This window comes from Streptomyces sp. R818 (genome assembly GCF_056172735.1).
Genome location: NZ_JAOCNE010000008.1, coordinates 99,324 through 122,440 on the forward strand (window position 1 = coordinate 99,324; position 23,117 = coordinate 122,440).

General features: G+C 70.6%; 16 protein-coding genes and 1 pseudogene. 7 read left to right on the forward strand and 10 right to left on the reverse strand.

Annotated elements, in window-relative coordinates:
* The coding region (locus N5I75_RS22715) for a DNA gyrase/topoisomerase IV subunit A (protein ID WP_476679982.1) at window positions 1-2,426 on the forward strand (2,426 nt) is incomplete at its 5' end.
* Here N5I75_RS22715 and N5I75_RS22720 read toward each other — a convergent pair.
* The gene (locus N5I75_RS22720) at window positions 2,423-3,625 is read right to left on the reverse strand and encodes a CobW family GTP-binding protein (RefSeq protein WP_476679984.1); all 1,203 of its coding nucleotides are present in this window, start codon (window positions 3,623-3,625) and stop codon (window positions 2,423-2,425) included. The two genes, N5I75_RS22715 and N5I75_RS22720, sit on opposite strands and share 4 nt — an antisense overlap.
* 379 nt (window positions 3,626-4,004) lie before the next feature.
* Between N5I75_RS22720 and N5I75_RS22725 the strand changes: the two genes are divergently transcribed.
* Together N5I75_RS22725 and N5I75_RS22730 are read left to right on the forward strand one after the other, a co-directional pair.
* Window positions 4,005-4,514, forward strand: a complete 510-nt coding sequence (locus tag N5I75_RS22725) for a DUF6082 family protein (RefSeq protein WP_476679986.1) — start codon at window positions 4,005-4,007, stop codon at window positions 4,512-4,514.
* Between the two features lie 165 nt (window positions 4,515-4,679).
* The gene (locus tag N5I75_RS22730) at window positions 4,680-4,916 is read left to right on the forward strand and encodes a hypothetical protein (protein ID WP_324769141.1); all 237 of its coding nucleotides are present in this window, start codon (window positions 4,680-4,682) and stop codon (window positions 4,914-4,916) included.
* 127 nt (window positions 4,917-5,043) lie between these two features.
* On the opposite strand, the gene N5I75_RS22735 is transcribed toward N5I75_RS22730, so the two are convergent.
* On the reverse strand, window positions 5,044-6,246 hold the full coding sequence (locus N5I75_RS22735) for a citrate synthase/methylcitrate synthase (RefSeq protein WP_476679988.1): 1,203 nt from the start codon (window positions 6,244-6,246) through the stop codon (window positions 5,044-5,046).
* Window positions 6,247-6,343: 97 nt separating this feature from the next.
* Here N5I75_RS22735 and N5I75_RS22740 point away from each other — a divergent pair, with 97 nt between their 5' ends.
* The 3 genes from N5I75_RS22740 (at window position 6,344) to N5I75_RS22750 (ending at window position 10,077) form a co-directional block, all read left to right on the forward strand.
* Window positions 6,344-7,621: a citrate synthase gene (locus N5I75_RS22740; RefSeq protein ID WP_476679990.1), complete on the forward strand. Its 1,278-nt coding sequence runs from the start codon at window positions 6,344-6,346 to the stop codon at window positions 7,619-7,621.
* Between the two features lie 114 nt (window positions 7,622-7,735).
* Complete coding sequence (locus N5I75_RS22745; RefSeq protein WP_476679992.1) at window positions 7,736-9,403, forward strand: sensor histidine kinase; 1,668 nt, start codon at window positions 7,736-7,738, stop codon at window positions 9,401-9,403.
* Window positions 9,400-10,077 carry a response regulator gene (locus N5I75_RS22750; protein ID WP_476679994.1) on the forward strand — a complete coding sequence of 226 codons (678 nt, stop codon included), beginning with the start codon at window positions 9,400-9,402 and terminating at the stop codon, window positions 10,075-10,077. The genes N5I75_RS22745 and N5I75_RS22750 overlap by 4 nt, the downstream gene beginning before the upstream one ends.
* A gap of 32 nt (window positions 10,078-10,109) precedes the next feature.
* Here the strand turns inward: N5I75_RS22750 and N5I75_RS22755 are convergent, their stop codons facing one another.
* From N5I75_RS22755 to N5I75_RS22765, 3 genes and pseudogenes are all read right to left on the reverse strand, one after another.
* Window positions 10,110-11,705 (reverse strand): solute symporter family protein, encoded by a 1,596-nt coding sequence (locus N5I75_RS22755; RefSeq protein WP_476679996.1) that lies wholly within the window; start codon window positions 11,703-11,705, stop codon window positions 10,110-10,112.
* 137 nt (window positions 11,706-11,842) lie between these two features.
* Window positions 11,843-12,325 (reverse strand): annotated as a pseudogene (locus N5I75_RS22760) (DUF485 domain-containing protein); the annotation flags it as partial.
* A gap of 485 nt (window positions 12,326-12,810) precedes the next feature.
* Complete coding sequence (locus N5I75_RS22765) at window positions 12,811-14,934, reverse strand: DNA gyrase/topoisomerase IV subunit B (protein WP_476679998.1); 2,124 nt, start codon at window positions 14,932-14,934, stop codon at window positions 12,811-12,813.
* 438 nt (window positions 14,935-15,372) lie between these two features.
* Here N5I75_RS22765 and N5I75_RS22770 point away from each other — a divergent pair, with 438 nt between their 5' ends.
* A complete protein-coding gene (locus N5I75_RS22770) occupies window positions 15,373-15,603 on the forward strand; it encodes a DUF7455 domain-containing protein (protein ID WP_361077104.1) in 231 nt (76 codons plus the stop codon).
* Between the two features lie 93 nt (window positions 15,604-15,696).
* On the opposite strand, the gene N5I75_RS22775 is transcribed toward N5I75_RS22770, so the two are convergent.
* From N5I75_RS22775 to N5I75_RS22795, 5 genes are all read right to left on the reverse strand, one after another.
* On the reverse strand, window positions 15,697-16,527 hold the full coding sequence (locus N5I75_RS22775; RefSeq protein ID WP_476680000.1) for a serine protease: 831 nt from the start codon (window positions 16,525-16,527) through the stop codon (window positions 15,697-15,699).
* Between the two features lie 183 nt (window positions 16,528-16,710).
* Window positions 16,711-18,255 carry an RNA polymerase sigma factor gene (locus tag N5I75_RS22780; protein ID WP_476680002.1) on the reverse strand — a complete coding sequence of 515 codons (1,545 nt, stop codon included), beginning with the start codon at window positions 18,253-18,255 and terminating at the stop codon, window positions 16,711-16,713.
* Between the two features lie 385 nt (window positions 18,256-18,640).
* Window positions 18,641-19,525: a FadR/GntR family transcriptional regulator gene (locus N5I75_RS22785; RefSeq protein WP_476680004.1), complete on the reverse strand. Its 885-nt coding sequence runs from the start codon at window positions 19,523-19,525 to the stop codon at window positions 18,641-18,643.
* A 309-nt stretch (window positions 19,526-19,834) separates the two neighbouring features.
* A complete protein-coding gene (locus N5I75_RS22790; protein WP_476680006.1) occupies window positions 19,835-22,033 on the reverse strand; it encodes an ABC transporter ATP-binding protein in 2,199 nt (732 codons plus the stop codon).
* A gap of 309 nt (window positions 22,034-22,342) precedes the next feature.
* Entirely contained in the window at window positions 22,343-23,113 is a 771-nt protein-coding gene (locus tag N5I75_RS22795) for an NUDIX hydrolase (protein WP_476680008.1), read from the reverse strand.
* Between the last annotated feature and the right edge of the window lie 4 nt (window positions 23,114-23,117).

Sequence of the window (23,117 nt, forward strand, 5' to 3'; positions counted from 1 at the left end):
CCGACGATTTCGAGGAGAGGATCCTCGACATCGACGTGGTCGACGAAATGCAGGGCTCCTACCTGGAGTACGCGTACTCGGTCATCTACTCGCGCGCCCTGCCCGACGCCCGCGACGGGATGAAGCCCGTCCACCGTCGGATCGTCTACCAGATGAACGAGATGGGCCTGCGCCCCGAACGCGGCTATGTGAAGTGCGCCCGCGTCGTCGGCGAGGTCATGGGTAAGTTGCACCCCCATGGCGACGCGTCGATCTACGACGCCCTGGTGCGCCTCGCCCAGCCGTTCTCCATGCGCGTCCCCCTGGTCGACGGGCACGGGAACTTCGGTTCACTGGGCAACGACGACCGTCCGGCCGCCATGCGGTACACCGAGTGCCGCATGGACCCGGCCGCCGACCTGATGACGGAGTCGATCGAGGAGAACACGGTCGACTTCGCCCCGAACTACGACGGGCAGGAGCAGGAGCCCCTCGTCCTCCCGGCGGCGTACCCGAACCTGCTGGTGAACGGGGCATCGGGCATCGCGGTCGGCATGGCGACGAACATGGCGCCGCACAACCTGGGCGAAGTGATCGCCGCCGCCCGGCACTTGATCAAGCACCCGGGCGCCGACCTCGAGACGCTCATGAAGTACGTGCCGGGACCCGACCTGCCCACGGGCGGCCGGATCGTCGGCCTGTCCGGCATCAAGGACGCCTACGAGTCGGGGCGCGGCACCTTCAAGATCCGGGCCACGGTCGCCGTGGACACGGTGACGGCGCGCCGCAAGGGCCTCGTCGTCACCGAACTGCCCTTCGCGGTGGGCCCCGAGAAGGTCGTCGCGAAAATCAAGGAGCTCGTCGGCAACAAGAAGCTCCAGGGCATCGCCGACGTCAAGGACCTCACCGACCGCGAGCACGGCCTGCGCCTGGTCATCGAGATCAAGAACGGCTTCGTCCCGGAGGCCGTCCTGGAGCAGCTCTACAAGCTGACGCCGATGGAGGAGTCCTTCGGCATCAACAATGTGGCCCTCGTGGACGGCCAGCCGCTCACCCTCGGCCTCAAGGAACTCCTTGAGGTCTACCTGGACCACCGCTTCGAGGTCGTGCGCCGCCGCAGCGAGTTCCGCCGCACCAAGAAGCGGGACCGGCTGCACCTCGTCGAGGGCCTCCTCGTCGCGCTGCTCGACATCGACGAGGTCATCCGCCTCATCCGCTCCAGCGACAACAGCGCGCAGGCCAAGGAGCGGCTCATCGGCCGTTTCGGTCTGAGCGAGATCCAGACGCAGTACATCCTGGACACGCCGCTGCGCCGCCTCACCAAGTTCGACCGCATCGAGCTGGAGTCCGAGCGCGACAAGCTGAACGGCGAGATCGACGAGCTGACCGGCATCCTCGACTCCGACGCCGAGCTGCGCAAGCTCGTCTCCTCGGAACTGGCGGCCGTAGCCAAGAAGTTCGGCACCGACCGGCGCACCGTGCTGCTCGAGTCGTCGGGCCCGGCCGTGGCCACCGTCCCGCTCCAGGTGGCCGACGACCCGTGCCGCGTCCTGCTCTCCTCGACCGGCCTCCTCGCCCGTACGGCCAACGGCGAACCGTTCGCCGCGGACGAGAACGGCAAACGCACCAAGCACGACGTGATCGTCTCCGCGGTACCGGCGACGGCCCGCGGTGAGATCGGCGCGGTCACCTCCGCCGGCCGGCTGCTGCGTCTGAACGTCATCGACCTGCCGCAGCTCCCGGACACGGCGGCCGCGCCGAACCTGTCCGGCGGGGCCCCGATCTCCGAGTTCCTCTCCACCCTCGGCGCGGACGAGAAGGTCGTCTGCCTGACGACGCTCGACGAGTCGTCGCCCGGCATCGCCCTCGGCACCGAACAAGGCGTCGTGAAGCGCGTGACGCCGGACTACCCGAGCAACAAGGACGAGCTGGAGGTCATCACCCTCAAGGACGGTGACCGCATCGTCGGCGCGGTCGAGCTGCGGACCGGCGAGGAGGACCTGGTCTTCATCACCGACGACGCGCAACTGCTGCGCTACCAGGCCTCCATGGTGCGTCCGCAGGGCCGTCCCGCGGGCGGCATGGCCGGCGTCAAGCTGGCGACCGGCGCGAAGGTCATCTCGTTCACCGCGGTCGACCCGGCGGCCGACGCGGTGGTCTTCACGGTGGCGGGCTCGCGCGGCACGCTCGACGACTCGGTGCAGACGACGGCCAAGCTCACCCCGTTCGACCAGTACCCGCGCAAGGGCCGCGCGACCGGCGGCGTGCGCTGCCAGCGCTTCCTGAAGGGCGAGGACTGCCTGAGCCTCGCCTGGGCGGGCCCGGCGCCCGCGCGCGCGGCGCAGAAGAACGGGATGCCGGCCGAGCTGACCGAGATGGACCCGCGCCGCGACGGTTCGGGGATCTCGCTGCCGAAGACGGTCGCGGCGGTGGCGGGGCCGGTCTAGATCCTCTCGGCGTCGGCCTCGCGCGGGTCGTCGCCGGGGTCCTCGCCCTTGTCCTGCACGTAGCGGAGAACGCCCCACATGCCGTGCTCGTCGACGGTGTGCGGGGCGTTTCCCGTGTGCTCGGCGGTGTCCGTGTCCTTGGCGTCGTCCTTCTTGGCGTCGTCGAGCTGCTCGCGGAGCGCCTGGGTGTCGATCCCGGTCCCGATGAGGACGAGCTGGGTGAGGTGCGGCTCGCCGTCGGGCTCGTCGCCGACGGGCCAGGGCTCCGGGTAGAACCGCAGGAACCGCCCGACGGCGTGCACGGCGTACCGGTTGGCCGGGTCGGCGGCGCCGAAATCGACGTAGCCCTTGATGCGGTAGAGCCCCTCGGGGCGTCCGTCGAGGAAGTCCATCAGGCGGCGCGGGTTCATGGGCACGTCGGAGGTGAAGGCGAGGCTGTCGTAAGCGGAGTGCAGGTGCGCGGCGTGCGCCTCGCCGCCGCTGAGGCTTCCGCCGTGGCCTCCGCTGTCGCTCTCGTCGTGGCGGTGCAGGTCGTCGAAGGAGAGCTGCCCGATGCGCTCCGTCGCGGGACGGCAGTCGAAGAGCAGCTCGGGGTCGACGCGCCCGTACGAGGCGCAGACGACGGCGGCGGGCCCGGCCGCCCCGCGCACGGTGGTCAGGACACGCCCCCGTTCCGCGTCCGCGACCCGGTCGGCCTTGTTGACGACGACGAGGTCCGCGATCCCCAGATGCCGCTCCACCTCGGGGTGCCTCTCCCGGGTCGCGTCGAACTCGGCCGCGTCCACGACCTCGATCAGCCCGCCGTACACGATGCGCGGGTTCTCACTGGCGAGCACCATGCGCACCAGCTCTTGCGGTTCCGCGATGCCGCTCGCCTCGATCACGATGACGTCCATCTCATGACCGTCATTGACGGGCCGAGTCAACTTGTCCAGATACACATCAAGTTCACCGGCGTCCACGGCACAGCACAGGCACCCGTTGCCGAGCGAGACCGTCGAGTCGCCGAGCTGGCCCGCCACGGCCATGGCGTCGATCTCGATCGCCCCGAAGTCATTGACGATCGCGCCGATCCGCGAGCCACCGCTGTGGTGCAGCAGGTGATTGAGCAGCGTGGTCTTCCCCGACCCGAGGAACCCCGCGAGGACGACGACGGGGATCTGCCGGCTCGCGTGGCCCGGGTTGCTCGCCTTGCTCAACGTGCTCTCTCCAGCTCTCGTACGGATATCGTGCCGATCCACCTTAGGCGCGGCACCGTCCGGATCTCGGGCACGGCGGCACGGGACCCCAGGCAGGCGGCACTGAACCCCAGGCATCGCGGAACTGCCGCGAAGTGAACGATTGTTAGCGCCCGCACTGGGCAGACGTTCGATATGGCGACGGTTTCCGCGACCCAGCATGCTTCCGTGCGCCTCCTCTCCGCCTCCCTGCCGATCAGAGCCGCTCGGCACCCTTGGGAGACGGCAAGCGCGCCGCCCATCGCCTTGCTCGCCGGTCCGCAAGCCCGTCGACCCGCGTCCGGCGACCGGCGGGCGGTCGCCTGAATCGGGGGTTGACATGGCCACACAGAGTTTGAGGATGTGGCGACCATTGGTCGCCGCAATGATCACCGGTGCGCTCGCAGGCACCACCACGGCACATCTGTGGCACCAGTACGGTCCCGGCCGCGCGGGGGCGGCCACGGAACGGCGACGGCTGGCCCGCGCCCATCAGCAGCACATGCACTGGGAGCTCCTGAGCAAGGCCATCGACGACCCCTCCCTGGCCGTCGTGATCGACGGCTACGGCCAGGACCTCTCACCGGAGCGACGGCGCCAGTACCTCTACGCCAACCTCTGGTACGTCAACGCCTTCCACCTCTACGAGGCGGGGCTCCTGGACCGGCGCCAGCTCCGGGGACATCTGCGCGAACTCTTCCAGAGCGCGTACATCAGGGAGTACTGGGAGGCCACACGCCCCCACCGGGCCTCGCTCGACCCGAACTCCACGGAAGCGGAGGTCGGGCACATCGCTGAAACGCTCCTTCAGGAGCGGGACGAGGCGGACACGGACGAGTGGTGGGTCGTGGGCGAACCACCGCCCCTCTGAAACAGCCGCTCGCCCAGGCTCCCGCCGACCCTTCCGACACTCACCCGTCTCAGTGAAATTTTCGGTCAACTCCCGTTGCACGAAGGGGTATCGGTACCATCCAGCGTCGTTCGGCCCATTACTGTGTCGCCGTAACATCGCTCTTCCCAGAAGGAACCGGTCCCCTTGAAAATCGTACGTCGCATCGGGGTGCCCCCGAGCGCTCGCGGAAGCGCCTCCGGCGCCACCTGCCCCGATGTCTTCGAACTCAGCGACGGGAACTTCGCCGTGATCGGCACGGAGGCCACCGCCGAGCTCAAGAAGGAACTCCCGGCGGACGCGGGGGTCGCCGACTACGAGCGCATCGTGATCGTGAACCGGGAGACCCTGCTCCGCGCCAAGAGCGACATCCCCGACGCCTGACGGATCCCTTCCGCTCGCTCGCGGTCCCTTGCGGACCGCAACCAGGACGGCCGCCGACGGTGCTCACGTCGGCGGCCGTCCTGCACCTCGGATTCAGTCCCCACCTCAGCCGCAGTCAGCCGCAGCCTCAGCGAAGTGCGGGCACGGCCACCGGCGGCTCCGCGCCCACATACCGCGCCGCCGGGCGGATGATCTTCGAATCCTCGGCCTGCTCCAGGATGTTGGCGCTCCAGCCGACCACGCGCGCCGCGGCGAACGTCGGCGTGAACATCGTGCGCGGCAGCCCGCACAGCTCCATGACCACGCCCGCGTAGAACTCCACGTTCGTGTGCAGCTCACGGCCGGGCTTCAGCTCCGCCAGGATGGCCTCGACCTGGCGCTCGACCTCGACGGCGAACTCCACCAGCGGGCCGCCGAACCCCTCGGCGATACCGCGCAGCATCCGCGAGCGCGGGTCCTCCGTGCGGTAGACCGGGTGCCCGAACCCCATGATCCGGTCGCCGGCCAGGACGCGCTCGCGGATCCAGGGATCGATGCGGTCCGGGGTGCCGATCGCGTCCAGGGTGTCTAGCGCGCGGCTGGGCGCTCCGCCGTGCAAGGGGCCCGACAGGGCGCCCACCGCACCGACGAGACAGGCGACGACATCGGCTCCGGTGGAGGTGATCACGCGCGACGTGAAGGTCGACGCGTTGAAACCATGATCAATGGTTGAAATGAGGTACTGCTCGACGGCCCGCGCATGGGCGGGGTCCGGCTCCGCGCCCGTCAGCATGTACAGGTAGTTGGCCGCGTACGGCAGATCGACCCTGGGCTCCACCGGGTCGAGGCCTTCGCCGAGCCGGTGCAGGGCGGTGAGGACCGTGGGGACGACCGCCGCCGCGGCGAGGGTGTCCGCCCTGCGCCGGTCGGCGTCGATGTCGTAGACGGGCCGGAAGCCCTGCGAGGCACCGAACAGCGAGAGGGCCGTCCGCAGCCCGGCCAGCGGCCCGGAGACGGCGCCGGCCCGGGCGATGGCGGGAAGCGCGGCCCGCACCTCGTCGGGCAGGGCGCGCAACTCCGCGGTCTCGCGCGCGAAGGCCGCCGACCGTGCAGCGTCCGGCAGTTCGCCGTGGACCATCAGGTGCCAGACGTCCTCGAAGCCACGGGTCCGCGCGAGTTCGACGGCCGAGTACTGGCGGTAGTGGTAGAAGCCTTCCTGTCCCCTGACGTCACCGAGTGCGGTGTCGGTGACGACGACGCCCGCCAGCCCGCGCGGTACGTCGACGACAGGGGCGGCCGTGGTGGCGGCAGCGGTGGCTGCGGGGGCGACCGGGGTCCGGTTGATCGGCATGATTCCTCCCTGAACTTGATTCGACTGTCCATGCTTGACTGGATCTCTGTCAATATTGATTGAATCAATACGAAGCGAGACGGATACGGTGACGCGCATGAGGGATCACGAACCCGCACCGGCCCACCAAGCCACCCGCCGACTGAGCACTCAGGAGGCCGCCGAACTGCTCGGCGTGAAGCCCGAGACGGTGTACGCGTATGTGAGCCGCGGGCAGCTGACCAGCCGACGCGGCCAGGGCAGACGCGGCAGCACCTTCGACGCCGCCGAGGTCGAGGCCCTCGCCCGCCGCAACAGGCGTGAGGGCGCGGCGGGTTCGAGCCCCGACGAACTGTCCGTACGCACCCGGATCACGCTCATCGACGCGGACCGGTACTTCTTCCGGGGGGTCGACGCGGCGGAGCTGGCGGCCCGTCACTCGTACGAGGAAGTCGCGGAGTGGCTGTGGACGGGCACCCTGCGGCCCGGCGCACGGTTCACCGCCTCCAAGGAGTCGCTGGCGGCGGCACGCCGCGCGGTGCACGGCCTGCCGGACCACAGCAGCCCGGTGGACCGGTTGCGGGTGGCGGCGGTCGCCGCCGCCACCGCCGACCCCATGCGCTACGACCTGTCCGATCAGTCCGTCCTCGGTGCCGCACGCTCCCTCATCCCGACGCTCGCGGCGGCGCAGCCCCTGCAACGGGACACGTACGCGGACGGCGAACCGATCGCGCAGCGCCTGTGGGGCCGTCTGTCCTACCAGCAACCCGACGAGGCGGCGCTGCGCGTCCTGGACCTGGCCCTCGCCCTGCTCGTCGACCATGACCTGGCCGCCTCCACGCTGGCGGTCCGTGTCGCCGCGTCGGCCAGGGCACACCCGTACGCCGCCGTCTCCGCGGGCCTGGGCGTCCTGGAGAGCCCCTTGCACGGCGCGGCCAGCGGCCTTGCCCACCGGATGCTCCTCGACGTCCTGGAGCGCGGCAGCGCCGGCCCGGTGGTCGCGGACGAGCTGCGGGCGGGTCGCCGTGTGCCGGGGCTCGGCCATCGCCTCTACAAGGGCGAGGACCCACGCGCGCGGGCGCTGTTCGCCGCCCTGGAGGACCTCCCCGCCGCGCACTCCGCGCTGGCGGCGGCCCGCGACGTCGTGGCGACGACCGCCCGCCACACGGACCTGCACGCCAATGTGGACCTGGCCCTCGCCGCCCTCACCGCCACGTACGGGATGCCGCCCGAGGCCGGGGAGACGATCTTCGCCGTGGCCCGCACGGCGGGCTGGATCGCGCACGCCCTGGAGGAGTACAAGGAGCGCCCGTTGCGGATGCGGCCCACCGGCCACTACGTGGGTCCGCGCCCGCCGCAGCCCTTGCCGGCACCGCCCGGGCAGGCCGAGGAGTGACCTAAAGGGGTGTCGGCCCGCGCGCGTGAGCGCCCTGAGCGTCGCCATCGTCGTACGAGATCCGCGCCACAAGGGCTACGAACGGGGGCGGAGGGACCCGTACCGTTCGTCACCATGAGCCCGACCTCCCCCGCCCGCCGCCTGCGTCTCGGTCTGCCGAGGCGCGTGTTCGCGCAGGTACTGCTGATGCAGGTGGCGATCGCCGCCGGGGTGGCGGTGCTGGCGACCGGGCTGTTCCTCGCCCCGTTGAGCGAGCAGCTCGACGACCAGGCGATGCGGCGCGCCCTCGCCATCGCGCAGACCACGGCCGCGCAGCCGCAGATCGCCGCCGACCTGCGGTCCTCACGGCCTACGGTGCGCGGCCCCGTGCAGGCCGAGGCGGAGCGGATCAGGCGGGCCAGCGGCGCGGAGTACGTCGTGATCATGAACAAGGAGGGGGTGCGCTGGTCGCACACCGACCGCGCTCAGATCGGCCGGGTCGTCTCGACGGATCCCAGCGACGCTCTCGCGGGCCGCGACGTGATGGAGATCGACGACGGTACCCTCGGGCGCTCCGCGCGCGGCAAAGTGCCCTTGAGGGGCGCTGACGGGGCCATCGTGGGCGCGGTGTCGGTCGGCATCGAGTACGACAGCGTCCGCGCCCGCCTGATCCACGCGATCCCGGGGCTGTTCGCGTACGCGGGAGGGGCGTTGGCCGTGGGCGCGCTCGCCGCCTACCTGATCTCGCGGCGTGTGCAGCGGCAGACCCGTGACCTGGCGTTCTCCGACATCTCAGCGCTCCTGGCCGAGCGCGAGGCGATGCTGCACGGCATCCGCGAGGGCGTCGTCGCGCTGGACCGCGCCGGACGGATCCGGCTCCTGAACGACGAGGCGCAGCGTCTCCTCGGCCTCGGCGCCGAGGCCATCGGGCAGCTCCTGGAGGACGCCCTGGGTCCGGGGCGTACGACGGACGTGCTCGCGGGCCACGTCTCCGGCACCGACCTGCTGACGGTGCGCGGTCAACGCGTCCTGGTCGCCAACCGCATGCCCACCGACGACGGCGGCGCCGTCGCGACCCTGCGCGACCGCACGGAGCTGGAGCAGCTCGGCCGCGAACTCGACTCCACGCGCGGGCTCATCGACGCCCTGCGCGCCCAGGACCACGAACACGCCAACCGGATGCACACCCTCCTCGGCCTCCTCGAGCTGGAGATGTACGAGGAGGCGGCGGAGTTCGTCGGCGAGGTCGCGGGCGCGCACCGGGTCACCGCGGAGCAGATCACCGAGAAGATCCAGGACCCGCTGCTCGCCGCCTTGCTGGTGGGCAAGGCGACGGTCGCCGCGGAGCGCGGGGTCGCGCTGAACATCTCGCGGGACACCGCGCTGCCGGACCGGCTCGTCGATCCGCGCGGTCTTGTCACCATCGTCGGCAACCTGGTCGACAACGCCGTCGACGCGACGGCCGGCTCGGGGCGCCACGCGCGCGTGGAGGTGGTTCTGCGGGCGGAAGGGGCGACGGCGGTCCTGCGGGTGCGCGACACGGGGCCGGGGATCCCGGCCGATCAGCGGGAGGCCGTGTTCACGGAGGGCTGGACCACGAAGGAGCCGCCCGCGTACGGCAAACGCGGCATCGGCCTCGCCCTCGTACGACGGCTCGCCGAGCGGCAGGGCGGCACGGCCGAGGTGACGGCGTCGGCCGCGGGGGGCGCCGAGTTCGTCGTCGTCCTGCCGGAGGCGCTCGCGGAGGCCGTCGGTGCGTCTGCGACCGGCATCGTCCCGGACGCGGCCGAGGAGGTCCGGTGATCGAGGTCCTGGTCGTGGACGACGACACGCGCGTCGCCGACGTGAACGCCGCCTACGTGGCGAAGATCCCCGGCTTCCGCGTGGCCGCCAAGGCGCACAGCGCGGCCGAGGCCCTGGAACGTATCGAGGACCGCGCCGTCGACCTCGTCCTCCTGGATCACTACCTGCCGGACGAGACGGGCCTCGACGTCGCCCGCGCCGTGCGGGAGCGCGGCCACCAGATCGACGTGATCATGGTGACGGCGGCGCGCGACGTGGCGACCGTCCAGGCGGCGATGCGACACGGGGCGCTGCAGTACCTCGTCAAGCCGTTCTCGTTCGCCGGCCTGCGCGGCAAGCTGGAGGCGTACGCGGCACTGCGCCGCACTCTCGACGGCGGCGGCGAGGCCGAGCAGGCGGAGGTCGACCGGCTCTTCGGCGCGCTGTCGGCCACCCCCGCGCCCGAGCTGCCGAAGGGCCACTCCCCCACCACGGCCGAACTCGTGCGCAAGGCCATGATGAACGCCGAAGGGCCGCTCTCCGCTCAGGAGCTGGCCGACCTGACCCGGCTCAGCCGCCAGACCGCCCAGCGCTACCTGAAGCTGCTCGAACGCACGGGGCGGGTGCGGCTGAGCCTGAAGTACGGCGACACGGGGCGGCCCGAGCACCGCTACGAGTGGGCCGCGGGCCGCTGAGGGGGCCGCCCCTGCATACCGACGGGCCGGAGTCAGACCGCCCCGGCGCCGGTCAGCGACCGCACCTCGGTCTCCGCGTGCTTGGCCTCGTCCGGCGGCTCGGCGGAGGTCATGGTGCCCAGCCAGCCGGCCAGGAAGCCGAGCGGGATGGAGACGAGCCCCGGGTTCTCCAACGGGAAGAACTGGAAGTCGACCCCCGGGAACAGGGACGTCGGGCTCCTCGAGACCACCGGTGACAGCGCGACGAGAGCGAGCGCCGGCACGAGCCCGCCATACACCGACCACACCGCCCCGCGCGTCGTGAAGTCCCGCCAGAACAGCGAGTACAGCAGCACCGGCAGGTTGGCGGATGCGGCGACGGCGAAGGCCAGGCCGACGAGGAACGCCACGTTCAGATCGCGCGCGAGCAGCCCGAGCGCGATCGCGACCACGCCGACACCGGCCGCGGCGACCCGCGCCACCGCGACCTCGCTGCGCCGCTTCCCGCCGCGCCCGCGCCGCAGCGAGGCGTACAGGTCGTGCGCCACGGACGCCGAGGAGGCGAGTGTGATCCCGGCGACGACGGCGAGGATGGTGGCGAAGGCGACCGCCGCGACGACCGCGAACAGCACGGTGCCTCCCGTGGAGTCCGCTCCGCCGCCCAGGTCGAGGGCGAGCAGCGGAACCGCCGTGTTCCCCGCCGCGTTCGAGTCCCGTACGGCGGCGGAGCCGACGAGCGCGGCCGCGCCGAACCCGAGCACGATCGTCATGAGGTAGAAGCTGCCGATGAGCCCGATGGACCACACCACCGAGCGGCGGGCGGCCCGCGCGGTCGGCACGGTGTAGAAGCGCGACAGGATGTGCGGAAGGCCCGCCGTGCCCAGGACGAGCGCGAGGCCCAGGCTGATGAAGTCCAGGCGAGCGGTCCAGCTCCCGCCGTACTTCAGACCGGGCACGAGGAAGTCGGAGCCGTGCCCGCTGCGCGCCGCGGCCGAGCGCAGCAGGTGGTCGACGTCACCGTGGAAACGCGCCAGGACGAGCACGGTCAAGGTGATCGCCCCGCCCATGAGCAGAACGGCCTTCACGATCTGGATCCACGTGGTGGCCCGCATCCCTCCCATCGACACATAGATCACCATGAGCGCGCCCACGCCGACGACGGTCCACGCCTGCGCCGCACCGCTCTCACCACCGAGCAGCAGCGCGACCAGGCTGCCCGCCCCCACCATTTGCGCCACCAGATAGAGAACGGACACGGTGACCGAAGAAGTTCCCGCCGCGATCCGTACGGGACGCTCCCGCATCCGGGACGCCACGACGTCGGCCATCGTGAACCGTCCGCAGTTGCGCACCAGTTCGGCGACGAGGAAGAGCACGACGAGCCAGGCGACGAGGAAGCCCACGGAGTAGAGCAGCCCGTCATAGCCGTAGAGCGCGATGAGGCCGGAGATGCCGAGGAACGACGCGGCCGACATGTAGTCCCCGGCGATGGCGAAACCGTTCTCCATCGGCGAGAAGAGGCGGCCGCCCGCGTAGAACTCCTCGGCCGAGCCGTGCCGTTTGCGCCCCACCCAGGTCGTGATGGCGAGCGTGACCGCCACGAACGCGCTGAACAGGACCAGCGCCCATGTCTGATGCGTCCCGGTCACCGTCGCCCGCCTTCGCTCCACGCCGAACCGTGCGTGTCCACTGGACCGTTCAGGTGTGGGGACCTGGTCGTGTCCGGGGACTCGTGCGTGGCTGGGTAACCGTTTGTGCGTGGGGGTCCGTCCGATGGCTCGCGATCGCGGGCCTCGCGGGCCAGCTCCTGCGTGTCCCAGCGGAGTTGGAGCGCGAGGCGGTCCCGGCGGAGGCGGGCATGGCGCGCGTACAGCCACGTCAGCAGGAACGTACTGGCGAACTGGCCGAGCCCCGCCAGCATCGCCACGTTCACCGCTCCCGCCACCGGCCGGGCCATCAGCGCGGGCGCGCTCGTGGCGGCCACGACGTACGCGAGGTACCAGGCGAAGAAGATCACTGTCGCGGGGACGACGAACCTCCGATAGCGTCCGCGCACCTCCTGGAAGGCGGCGCTGCGCTGCACCTCCAGGTAGACCCCCGCCGTGCTTCGCTCCCGGCGCGCGGCCTGGTGGGGCAGGGAGGGCGCCGGTGCGCCCGTGCCGTCCCAGTCGCCCCACCCCGCGTCAGGCGCGTCGTTCCAGGGATCGCCCGTGCCACCGCGATCACCGGTCCGGGGCCGCGCCGTCCCGCGCCCGTCGTGCTTCTCCACCGAACTCTCCTTGTCCGCGGCCCACTACGGCCGCGTGGCCAAGGATGGACAGAACGGGAAGATCCCGGACTCTCCTCTCAAGTCCTTCACCCCATTAGGTGATGGACGCCTCCGGTGGCTTCGCGAGTCCGTTCCTGTACGCGTGACGCACCGGCCTGTTGCGCACCGGTCGCGATCAGGAGGAGTACGGCGACCAGTCCGAGCGAGGGCCACGGCAGGTGGTCGAGTGCGGTGCGGAAGAAGGCCCAGGCCGCGGCCGCGCAGGAGCAGGACGACCGAGCCCGTCACGTGGTGCGCGTTCGTGTGGCCGCCGTCGTGCAGCGCGCTGATGGAGAGGATCGCGGGGAGCAGCCACCATGTGCGGTCAGCGGTCAGGCGCGCGGTCCAGGTCAGAAAATGGAGCCGGGGTGGATCGTGCGGCTCCACCCCGGGGTGGATCGTGCGGCTCCACCCCGGGGTGGAGCCGCACGGTGGCGCGGGGCCGGTTACGCGTCGATGCGCGAGCGGTCGAGCGTCGCCGCGGAGCTGCTGATGAACTCCTTGCGCGGTGCCACGTCGTTGCCCATGAGCAGATCGAAGACCTGCTCGGCGGCGTCCAGCTCGCCGATGTTGATCCGGCGCAGCGTGCGGTGGCGCGGGTCCATCGTGGTCTCGGCCAGCTGGTCGGCGTCCATCTCGCCCAGACCCTTGTACCGCTGGATCGAGTCCTTGTAGCGCACGTTCTTGCGCTGGAACTCGAGCAGCGTCTCCCGCAGCTCGCGGTCCGAGTACGTGTACACGTACTTGTCCTGGCCCTTCTTGGGCTGGACCAGTTCGATGCGGTGCAGCGGCGGCACGGCGGCGAAGACGCGGCCGGCCTCGACCATGGGCCGCATGTAGCGCTGGAACAGCGTGAGCAGGAGGCAGCGGATGTGCGCGCCGTCGACATCGGCGTCGACGAGCAGGATGATCTTTCCGTAGCGCGCCGTGTCGAGGTCGAAGGTGCGGCCGGAGCCAGCCCCTATGACCTGGATGATCGCGCCGCACTCGGCGTTCTTCAGCATGTCCGAGACGGACGACTTCTGAACGTTGAGGATCTTGCCGCGGATCGGCAGGAGGGCCTGGAACTCCGAGTTCCGGGCGAGCTTGGCGGTGCCGAGCGCGGAGTCGCCCTCGACGATGAAGAGCTCGCTGCGCTCCACGTCGTCGCTGCGGCAGTCGGCGAGCTTCGCGGGCAGGGATGAGGACTCCAGGGCCGTCTTGCGGCGCTGCGCGTCCTTGTGCTGACGTGCCGCGATGCGCGTGCGGGCCGCGGCGACGGCCTTCTCCATGATGGCGCGGGCCTGCGCCTTGGCGTCGCGCTTGGTGGAGGTCAGGAACGCCTTGAGCTCCTTGGCCAGCACGTTGGCGACGATCCGGTTGGCCGCCGACGTGCCGAGGACCTCCTTGGTCTGCCCCTCGAACTGCGGCTCCGCAAGGCGCACCGTGACGACGGCCGTGAGGCCCTCGAGGGCGTCGTCCTTGATGATGTCGTCCTCGGCGACCCTGAGCAGCTTCTGGGTGCGCAGCACCTCGTTCATCGTCTTGGTGAGCGAGCGCTCGAAGCCGCTCACGTGGGTGCCGCCCTTGGGCGTCGCGATGATGTTCACGAACGACTTGATGGTCGTGTCGTAGCCGGTGCCCCAGCGCAGCGCGATGTCGACGCCGAGCTCGCGGGTGACCTCGGTCGGCGTCATCTGTCCGTGCTCGTCGAGCACGGGGACGGTCTCCTTGAAGGTGCCCTGGCCGGTGACGCGCAGGACGTCGTTGACCGCCTTGTCGTGGGCCAGGTACTCGCAGAACTCGCTGATGCCGCCGTCGAAGCGGAAGCTCTCCTCGCCCTTGCTGCCGCCCTCGCCGAGGCCGTACTCGTCGCGTACGACGATGGTCAGGCCGGGGACCAGGAAGGCGGTCTGGCGGGCGCGCTGGTGCAGGTTCTCGAGGGAGAGCTTGGCGTCCTTGAGGAAGATCTGCCGGTCCGCCCAGTAGCGGATACGGGTGCCCATGCGGTTCTTCGGAGTCTTCTTGACCTTGCTCAGCCTGGCCGAGGGGTCGAAGGGCGCGTCGGGTCCGGCCTTGGAGAAGGCGCCGGGGACGCCGCGGCGGAAGCTGATGGCATGCGTGTGGCCGCCCCGGTCCACCTCCACGTCGAGCCGCGCGGAGAGCGCGTTCACCACGGAGGCGCCCACGCCGTGCAGACCGCCGGAGGCCGCGTACGAGCCACCGCCGAACTTGCCGCCCGCGTGGAGCTTGGTCATGACGACCTCGACACCGGAAAGGCCGGTTTTGGGCTCGACGTCCACGGGGATGCCGCGGCCGTTGTCCCGCACCTCCACGGAGCCGTCGTCGTGCAGGATGACCTCGATGTGGTCGCAGAAGCCGCCGAGGGCCTCGTCGACCGAGTTGTCGATGATCTCCCAGAGGCAGTGCATCAGACCGCGGCTGTCGGTCGAGCCGATGTACATGCCCGGACGCTTGCGTACGGCTTCGAGCCCCTCGAGGACGAGAAGGTGCCGCGCGGTGTAGTTGGAACCGTCCCGGTCTGCTCCGGTCAGCAACGCTGTGGACGGCACGGACGTGTCGGCGGTCACGCGGTTCGCTCCTCGCTGAATTTCAGATGGGGCCCTTGTGGGTAAAGGGCCGGCGCTGGTCGCCCGTCAGAGGGTACCGAGGCCTGGTAGAGCCGTTGTAACGCCACCCTCGACTCCGCCCAGACTAATCCACCCTCGTATGCCTGTTCGATCCTTCGACGGAGTGCCGCACACATCACGTTCCCTTCGAGGCATGAACCATTTAGGCTCCGGGCACGTCCTCTTGAACAACCGGCAAGCCAGCCGGGGAGGACCGACCTGACAGAACGCGCGAACCCGTACACGTAAGAGACGCAATACGGCACATTCGCCGCCACCCGGCAACACACAGCCGGTCTCGAAGAAAATTTTCGAGGAAAAGCCGCGAGCGGGAACGTTTTCGGCCTGGTTGGATGTTGACCCTGGTACGACAGCTCGTCGAGCTAGAGAAGAGGCGACGTGACTACTGTTCTGACCCCCGCGAGCCCCCTGACGGCCGCTGACCGCTGCGACCGTTGCGGCGCCCAGGCGTACCTGCGCGTCGTCCTGTCCAGCGGTGGTGAACTGCTCTTCTGCGCCCACCACGGGCGCAAGTTCGAGCCGGAACTCAAGAAGATCGCCGCTGAGATACAGGACGAGACGGAGCGGCTCACCGCCGTTCCGGCAAGCGCCGAGACCGAGGAACGCTGACACCTCGCACCCACGACGAGCCAGCTCCGGCACCAGGCCGGTGATCGGGCGGTCTCCCCCCACCCGGGGAGGCCGCCCGTCCTCGTATCCGTGTCAGCCGTGCTGCTGCATCACCTTCACCACGTCCGAGACACGGGTGTAGACGCCAGGGCTCTTGGGGCGCCCGCAGCCGCTCCCCCAGGAGACCAGGCCGACGAGCTTGCCCTTGGCGACCAGCGGGCCGCCACTGTCGCCCTGACAGGCGTCCTTGCCGCCCGCAAGCTCCCCGGCGCAGAGCATCGTCTTCGCCACGTACTTCCCGTCCGCGGTGCCGGGATACGCCTTCTCGCAGACGTCGTCCGCCAGAATCTTCACCTGGGCGGCGCGCAGCGTGTCCGAGTAGGCGCCGGCCCCGGTCGTGTCGCCCCACCCGTAGACGTTCGCGTCCGTGTACGGCGCGTAGGCCGGGTCGCCCTCCGCCGCCATCGGGAGCACGTCCCCCTCGGGCAGCGGTTTGGACAGGGTGAGGACCGCCACATCGCCGGAGTTGGTACGGGAGTCGTACTCGGGGTTGATGTACTCGCTGCGCAGCGGGATCTCGTCCCCCTCCGACGTCCGCAGGTCCGTCCGGCCCGCGATCACCTTCAGGTCGTTGACCCTGTTGCGCGGCACTCCGAGCACTTCCTCGCTCATGCAGTGCGCCGCAGTGACGACCGTGGAGCGGCCGACGACCACACCTCCGCAGAACTGGCCGGAGCGCGCTGACCCGAACCGGTCACGGCTGGAGAGCGCCACCACCCACGGATGGTCGGACGTCTTGACGGGGCTGCCGCCGATGATCACTTCGTCGGCGACCGCCGTGGCCGACGACGCCAGGGGCAGGACGGCCGCTGCGACCAGCACGGCAAGCGGAACGGGCAACCCCTTGGTGAATGGACGACGCATACAATCTCCTCACTCTAGGTTGTTATGAAACACCTAGAGTGATTGAGCCGTGCGCTCGCCGCACCGCGAGGAACCCTCCTGAGACGCGCACGAGAGCGCGTACACCGAAGGCCCGGCACATCCCCGCTCGGGGAACGTGCCGGGCCTTCGGAGAGCCGTACGGCGGCGCCGTCCGGTCCTCGACTAGTCGAGGTAGTCGCGCAGGACCTGCGAGCGCGACGGGTGGCGCAGCTTCGACATCGTCTTCGACTCGATCTGGCGGATGCGCTCGCGCGTGACGCCGTAGACCTTGCCGATCTCGTCGAGGGTCTTCGGCTGACCGTCGGTGAGACCGAAGCGCATGGAGACGACGCCCGCCTCGCGCTCGGAGAGCGTGTCGAGCACGGAGTGCAGCTGCTCCTGCAGGAGCGTGAAGCTGACGGCGTCGGCCGGGACCACGGCCTCGGAGTCCTCGATGAGGTCACCGAACTCGCTGTCGCCGTCCTCGCCGAGCGGGGTGTGCAGGGAGATGGGCTCGCGACCGTACTTCTGGACCTCGATGACCTTCTCGGGGGTCATGTCGAGCTCCTTGGCCAGCTCCTCCGGGGTGGGCTCACGGCCCAGGTCCTGGAGCATCTGGCGCTGCACGCGCGCGAGCTTGTTGATGACCTCGACCATGTGCACCGGGATACGGATGGTGCGGGCCTGGTCGGCCATCGCGCGCGTGATGGCCTGGCGGATCCACCACGTGGCGTACGTGGAGAACTTGTAGCCCTTGGTGTAGTCGAACTTCTCGACCGCGCGGATCAGACCGAGGTTGCCCTCCTGGATGAGGTCCAGGAAGAGCATGCCGCGGCCGGTGTAGCGCTTGGCCAGGGAGACCACCAGGCGGAGGTTGGCCTCCAGGAGGTGGTTCTTGGCTCGGCGGCCGTCCTCGGCGATGATCTCCAGCTCGCGCTTGAGCTTGGGGGCGAGCTTGTCGGCGTTGGCCAGCTTGTCCTCGGCGAACAGACCGGCCTCGATGCGCTTGGCGAGCTCGACCTCCTGCTCGGCGTTGAGCAGCGGGACCTTGCCGATCTGCTTGAGGTAGTCCTTGACCGGGTCGGCGGTGGCGCCGGCGGCCGCGACCTGCTGGGCGGGCGCGTCGTCCTCGTCGTCGTCGGACAGGACGAAGCCCTGGCCCTCCTCGGCGGGCTCGCCCTCGCCGGCCTTGGCGGTACCCGGGGTCTCCTCGGCGGCCTCGTCCTCGAGGAGCTCGTCGTCCTTCTTGCCGGCCGTCTTCTTGGCGGTGGCCTTCTTGGCGACGGTCTTCTTGGCGGTGGCCTTCTTGGCGACCGTCTTCTTGGCCGCGGTCTTCTTGACCGACTCGGCTTCCTCGGCGCCGGCCTCGGGGGCCGTCGGCTCGGGAGCGGTCGTGGCAGCGACCTTCTTCGGGGTGACCGTCTTGGCCGCGACGGTCTTGGTGGCGGTGCGCTTGACCGGACTCTTGGCTGCGACGCTCTTTCGGGGACGCTTGGGCTCAGCGGCACTGACCATCAGCGTCACACCCTCTTCCTCGAGGATCTGGTTGAGGCTGCGCAGAACGTTCTTCCACTGAGTGGCCGGAATCTGGTCGGCTTCGAACGCACGGCGCACGTCATCGCCTGCGATCTGGCCATCAGCCTTTCCCCGCTCAATGAGCGCCATGACAGAGACGGACTCGGCGATCTCCGGCGGGAGCGTACGGGATGTGCTGGCCGACACGAACAACCTCTCGGAACGTTGGAAAACGGCTTCCGGCCCCGTCCTGTGTGGACCGGAGCCGACGACCGACGACTTGGGGATGGGCCGACGGCGCGGGCGGGCGCCGGGGAGATGGACAGCGCCTCGCACGGCTGCTGTATTCCCTCCTCGGCTGTCACCTCTTAGGTCATCGCATTGCTCCGTGGAGCGTTACGCCCAATCTGCGTGGCCCGAGTCACACCCCGTAATCGGTCAAAAACCTACGGATTCGGACAGATCAGGTCAGTGTATGAGCGACGCACCCACACGGCCGATCCGCCGGACGGCGCCCGCCTACGCGCGCGTGGCGCACAGCGGGCGCCGTCCGGCGACACCAGGTTCGTACTCCTCGCTCCGCCGCGGGGCCGGAGGGTCAGTGCTCACGCGGCGCGGGCACCACGCGCTCGACATCGGGGTGGACCAGCAGGAGCTGGCGCATGGCCGCCTCGGCACCGGATCCGTCGCCCGTGGCGAGCGCGTCAGCGATGCGCGCGTGGTGCGCGACAGCCGCCTCGTTCGGCCGGTCACAGCCGGTGACGGGCCCGCCGGAGACCTGGAGGGCGGCGGAGACGATGCCCGCGAGGTGCTCCAGCATCCGGTTCCCGGCCAGCTGGATCAGCAGCGAGTGGAACTCCGCGTCGGCGCGGGAGAACGTGATCGAGTCCCCCTGCGCGAGCGCGTGCCCCATGATCTCGACCATGTCGACGAGACGCTGCTGCACGTCCTCACGGCCGTGGCCGGCGGCGAGGCGCGCGGCGAGCGGCTCGATCGTCCAGCGCATCTCGCTCAGCTCACGGCGCTGGTCGTCGCGCTGCGGCCCGAAGGCGCGCCACTCGATGATGTCGGGGTCGAGCAGGTTCCAGTCGCTGACGGGGCGCACGCGCGTGCCGACGTTCGGCCGGGCACTGACGAGCCCCTTGGCCTCGAGGACGCGCAGGGACTCGCGGACGACGGTGCGGGACACCTCGAAGCGCTGGCCGATCTCCTCGGGCACGAGCGGGCGGTCCGCGCCGAGGTCGCCGGAGACGATCATCTGCCCCAACTGCTGGACTAGTTGGCCATGCAGACCGCGGCCCCGGCTGCCCGCGGCGCGTCGGCCCACCCGGCCGAGATCCTGGTCCGGGCTGTCCCAGACGGGGGCGCCGACGCGGTCGGCGTTCGATCCCGTGTAGGGGTAGCGGTCGAGTTCGCCCGGTCCGGCGAGGCCTGAGTCGGCGGAGCGGGCGGCGGTCATCATGGTGTGCGCAAGGGTACTCACGGAATGAGTTGTCGGCTCTGGCCCCAACTCCCTTGAGGTCTTTGGTGAAAAGCACACGAAAGGGTGATCTCCCCCTTCGCTGCAATTGACGCCTTATCGGAAAGAAGTGGGCGAAACAGGGGGAGTTGTGTGCAGTGGGGGTGCTGGAGGTGGGCGGTGTGCTGTGTGTCGTGTGCTGTCTGGTGCGGTCGCCGGTCCGGTGGGATGCCCGGAGTGGAGTTCGGCCCGGTGGAGTGGTCGGCGTGGGTTCGATCCGTTGGGTGCTGCGGTCTCCTGCGCGGGGACGGCGGTTGCCGGGTACCGGTGGCGTCAGCGCGGTCTGGGACGCAGCACCGTGAGCAGGTAGGCGCAGAGCAGAGCACCGAGCGACAACATCATTGCGCCGCCGACGGGTTGGGCGACGAGACGCACGGCTCCGCCGACGAGGCGCTCCGCGCCGAACGGCCAATGCATTAGGGCCAGATCCCGCAGCCTGGTGGGCAGTCCGGCGGCCGTTCGCACAGAGGGCCCTTCGAGGGCCTTGTGTACGAGCGGCACGATGACGACGGGGACGGCCACCACGGCCGCGAGCCCGGCCGCGGTGGACCGGAAGACTCCGGATGCGAGGACCCCCGCCCAGCCGCACGCGACGACCAGCGCGAACCAACTCGCCGTCAACGCCGTCCAGTCGACGGGAACTTCCGTGAGCTCCGGTCCGTATACGAGGTGGAGCAGCGCGGCATCGCAGCCGACGACCAGGCCGGCCATGAGGACAGCGGTCGCCGCGCTGACGAGCAGTTTGGCGGCGAGCAGTCCCAGGCGCCGGGGGACGGTGCCGCGGTCCGCCGCGAGCGCGGGGTGCCGGAACTCGTCGCCGAAGGCGAACGCGCCGAGCAGCCCTGCGCCTAGTGCGGCGGGCGGCAGCGGCAGTTCCTGCGGCCAGGCGGCGAGCAGGCGGGCTTGCGGCGTGTGTCCGACGCGGGCGAGCAGCACGGACAGCACGGCGGAGACGACCAGTACGAGCCCGACGGTGACGTGCCCGGTGGCGATACCGGTGACCCGCCGCAGCTCGTAGCGGACCGGGCGGAGGGGGCTGCGGGCGGGGCGGACGGTGATGGGGGGTGGGAGCGGGGAGAGGGCGTGTCCCGGGCGGGAGGAGTGCGGTGCGCCAAGGGCGCGGTTACGGGGTACGGAGTGGGGGGCGGCCGGGTCGGTAAGGGCGGTGCGGTGGCCCGTAGGGGTGAGGGGTTCGCGTGCCGAGGGCGGGGACTGCTGCTCCGCGTTGGTGGTCTGCCCGGAGGCAGTGCGGTGCCCCGCAGGGGCGGGGTGTACCGGGGCGACGGGCTGCCCCGCAGGGGCGTGGTGTCCTGGGGCGACGGGCTGCCCTGCGGAGGTGGGCTGTCCCGCGGAGGCAGGCTGCCCCTCCGGGTTGAAAGGCTGCTTCGCAGAGGTGGGCTGCCCCGGAGCCGTGATCGTTTCCGCAGCGACGGCGGGCTGTCCCGCGGAGGCAGGCTGCCCCTCCGGGGTAAAGGGCTGCTTCGCAGAGGCGGGCTGCCCTGGAGCCGTGATCGTTCCCGCAGCGGCGGCGGGCTGCCCCGGCTCTTCGGTGGCCGGGGGCGGAGTGCCGCCGGGCGGTAGGGGCCGCGGCGCCGTGGGACCCCTGTCACCGGTCTCGTCCGCGATCTGGTGGACCAGGATGCCGTGCCGGAAGGCCGTCTCTCCGACCTCCGCGCAGCTGCTGCCGTACACGGAGAGGTGGCTGCCGCCCTCGGTGATCACCTCGACGGTGCGCCTGGCAGTGCGTGCCTCTTTGGCCAGCAGGACAGCCAGGCGCGCGGCGTGCGGGCTGCGGACGGCGACCCGGGGTCGCAACCGTGTGCGCGCGAACTCGATGGCGTCCTGGTCCGCGACCACGCGGCCCTCGACGAGCGTGACGACCCGGTCCGCGGTCCGTGCCGCCTCCTTGGGGTCGTCCGTGGTGAACAGGATCGTGCCGCCGAGCCCCGCGTGCGCGCGCAGAATGCCGTGCAGCCACGTGTGCTCGCGGACCGAGAGCCCGTCGGCGGGACCGTCGAGCACCAGGGTGTGCGGGTCCGCGAGCAGGGCGCAGGCGAGGCCGAGCCGCCGGTCCATGCCGCGGGACAAGGTGCCGAGACGTTCGTCGCGCAGGCTCACCAGTCCGACGACTTCGAGGACTTCGTCCGCGCGCTGGACCGGCACCCCGGTCGCCGCGCAGAGCATGCGCAGGTGACCTCGGACCGTGCGGGCGGGATTGCCGGGCACGTCGCCGAGCAGAACTCCCACCTCGCGCGCCGGATGAGGCAGACGGTGCAGTGGCCGGCCTCTGAAGTAGGTGATGCCACGGCCTTGTTGCAGTTCGAGTATCAGCCGCACGACGGTCGTCTTTCCGGCCCCCCGGTCACCGACCAACGCGGTGACACGACCCGTCCGCGCGTCGAAGGACACGTCGTCGACCGCGGGCGGGCGCTCCTTGCGGACGTTGCTGGTCAGTCCGATGGCCTGGATCATCGCTTCTCTCACAGGATGGGCGACCGCCCGGCGGCCGGGGCCCGTCCACCGCTCGGGCGGCAGTCGAGCCTCGTGGGTACTTCAGCAAGATAACGCGCCAATTCCGGCTTTTCGGGCAGGAATGGGCGCAGGCGGCAGCAAAGTCGTGCACGCCTTACGCGGTGTCAGGCATCGCCCATCGACGTACCTCAGAAAAGGACCGTGATCGTTCCGCGCCGAAGCCCTGACCAACGGACGCGTCGCGTGACGCGCGCAGTCGCGCAAGGCCCCCACTGGGCCCGCGAGTCGAGGCGATTCAGGGCCCTTCGGTCAGACTTCCGGGCGCAGCATCGGCGGGTTGAGCAACGTGGCCCCACCCGCGCGGAAGAGCTGGGCCGGTCTGCCGCCCTGGCGCGTGGTGGTGCCCCCGGTCGGCACCAGGAACCCGGGTGTCCCGGTCACCTTGCGGTGGAAGTTGCGCGGGTCCAGGGCGACGCCCCAGACCGCTTCGTACACGCGGCGGAGCTCCCCGACCGTGAACTCCGGCGGGCAGAACGCTGTGGCGAGCGACGAGTACTCGATCTTCGACCGGGCCCGTTCGACGCCGTCCGACAGGATCTGCGTGTGGTCGAACGCGAGCGGCGCGGTCAGCTCGCTCTCCCTGCCGTCCCGCTCGTACCCGTCCTGGTTGAGCAGTTCCTCGACCGGGGCCCAGCGGGCGCTGTGCGCGTCCCCGCCCGCACGAGGTGCCGGCAGGTCGGGCGCGAGGGCGAGATGGGCGACGCTCACCACTCGCATGCGGGGGTCACGCTTCGGGTCTCCGTAGGTCCCCAGCTGCTCCAGGTGTGCCCCGTTGTCCTGCGCGGGCGCGTCCGCGTCGTGGGCGCACAGTCCGGTCTCCTCGGCCAGTTCCCGCGCGGCCGCCGCGGTCAGGTCCTCGTCGTCCCGGACGAACCCTCCGGGCAGCGCCCAACGGCCCTGAAAGGGTGCCTCCCCGCGGCGCACCACCAGCGCGCACAGCGCGTGTCGGCGCACCGTGAGCACGACCAGGTCGACGGTGACAGCGAAGGGCGGGAAAGCCGACGGGTCGTAGGGCGACATGCGA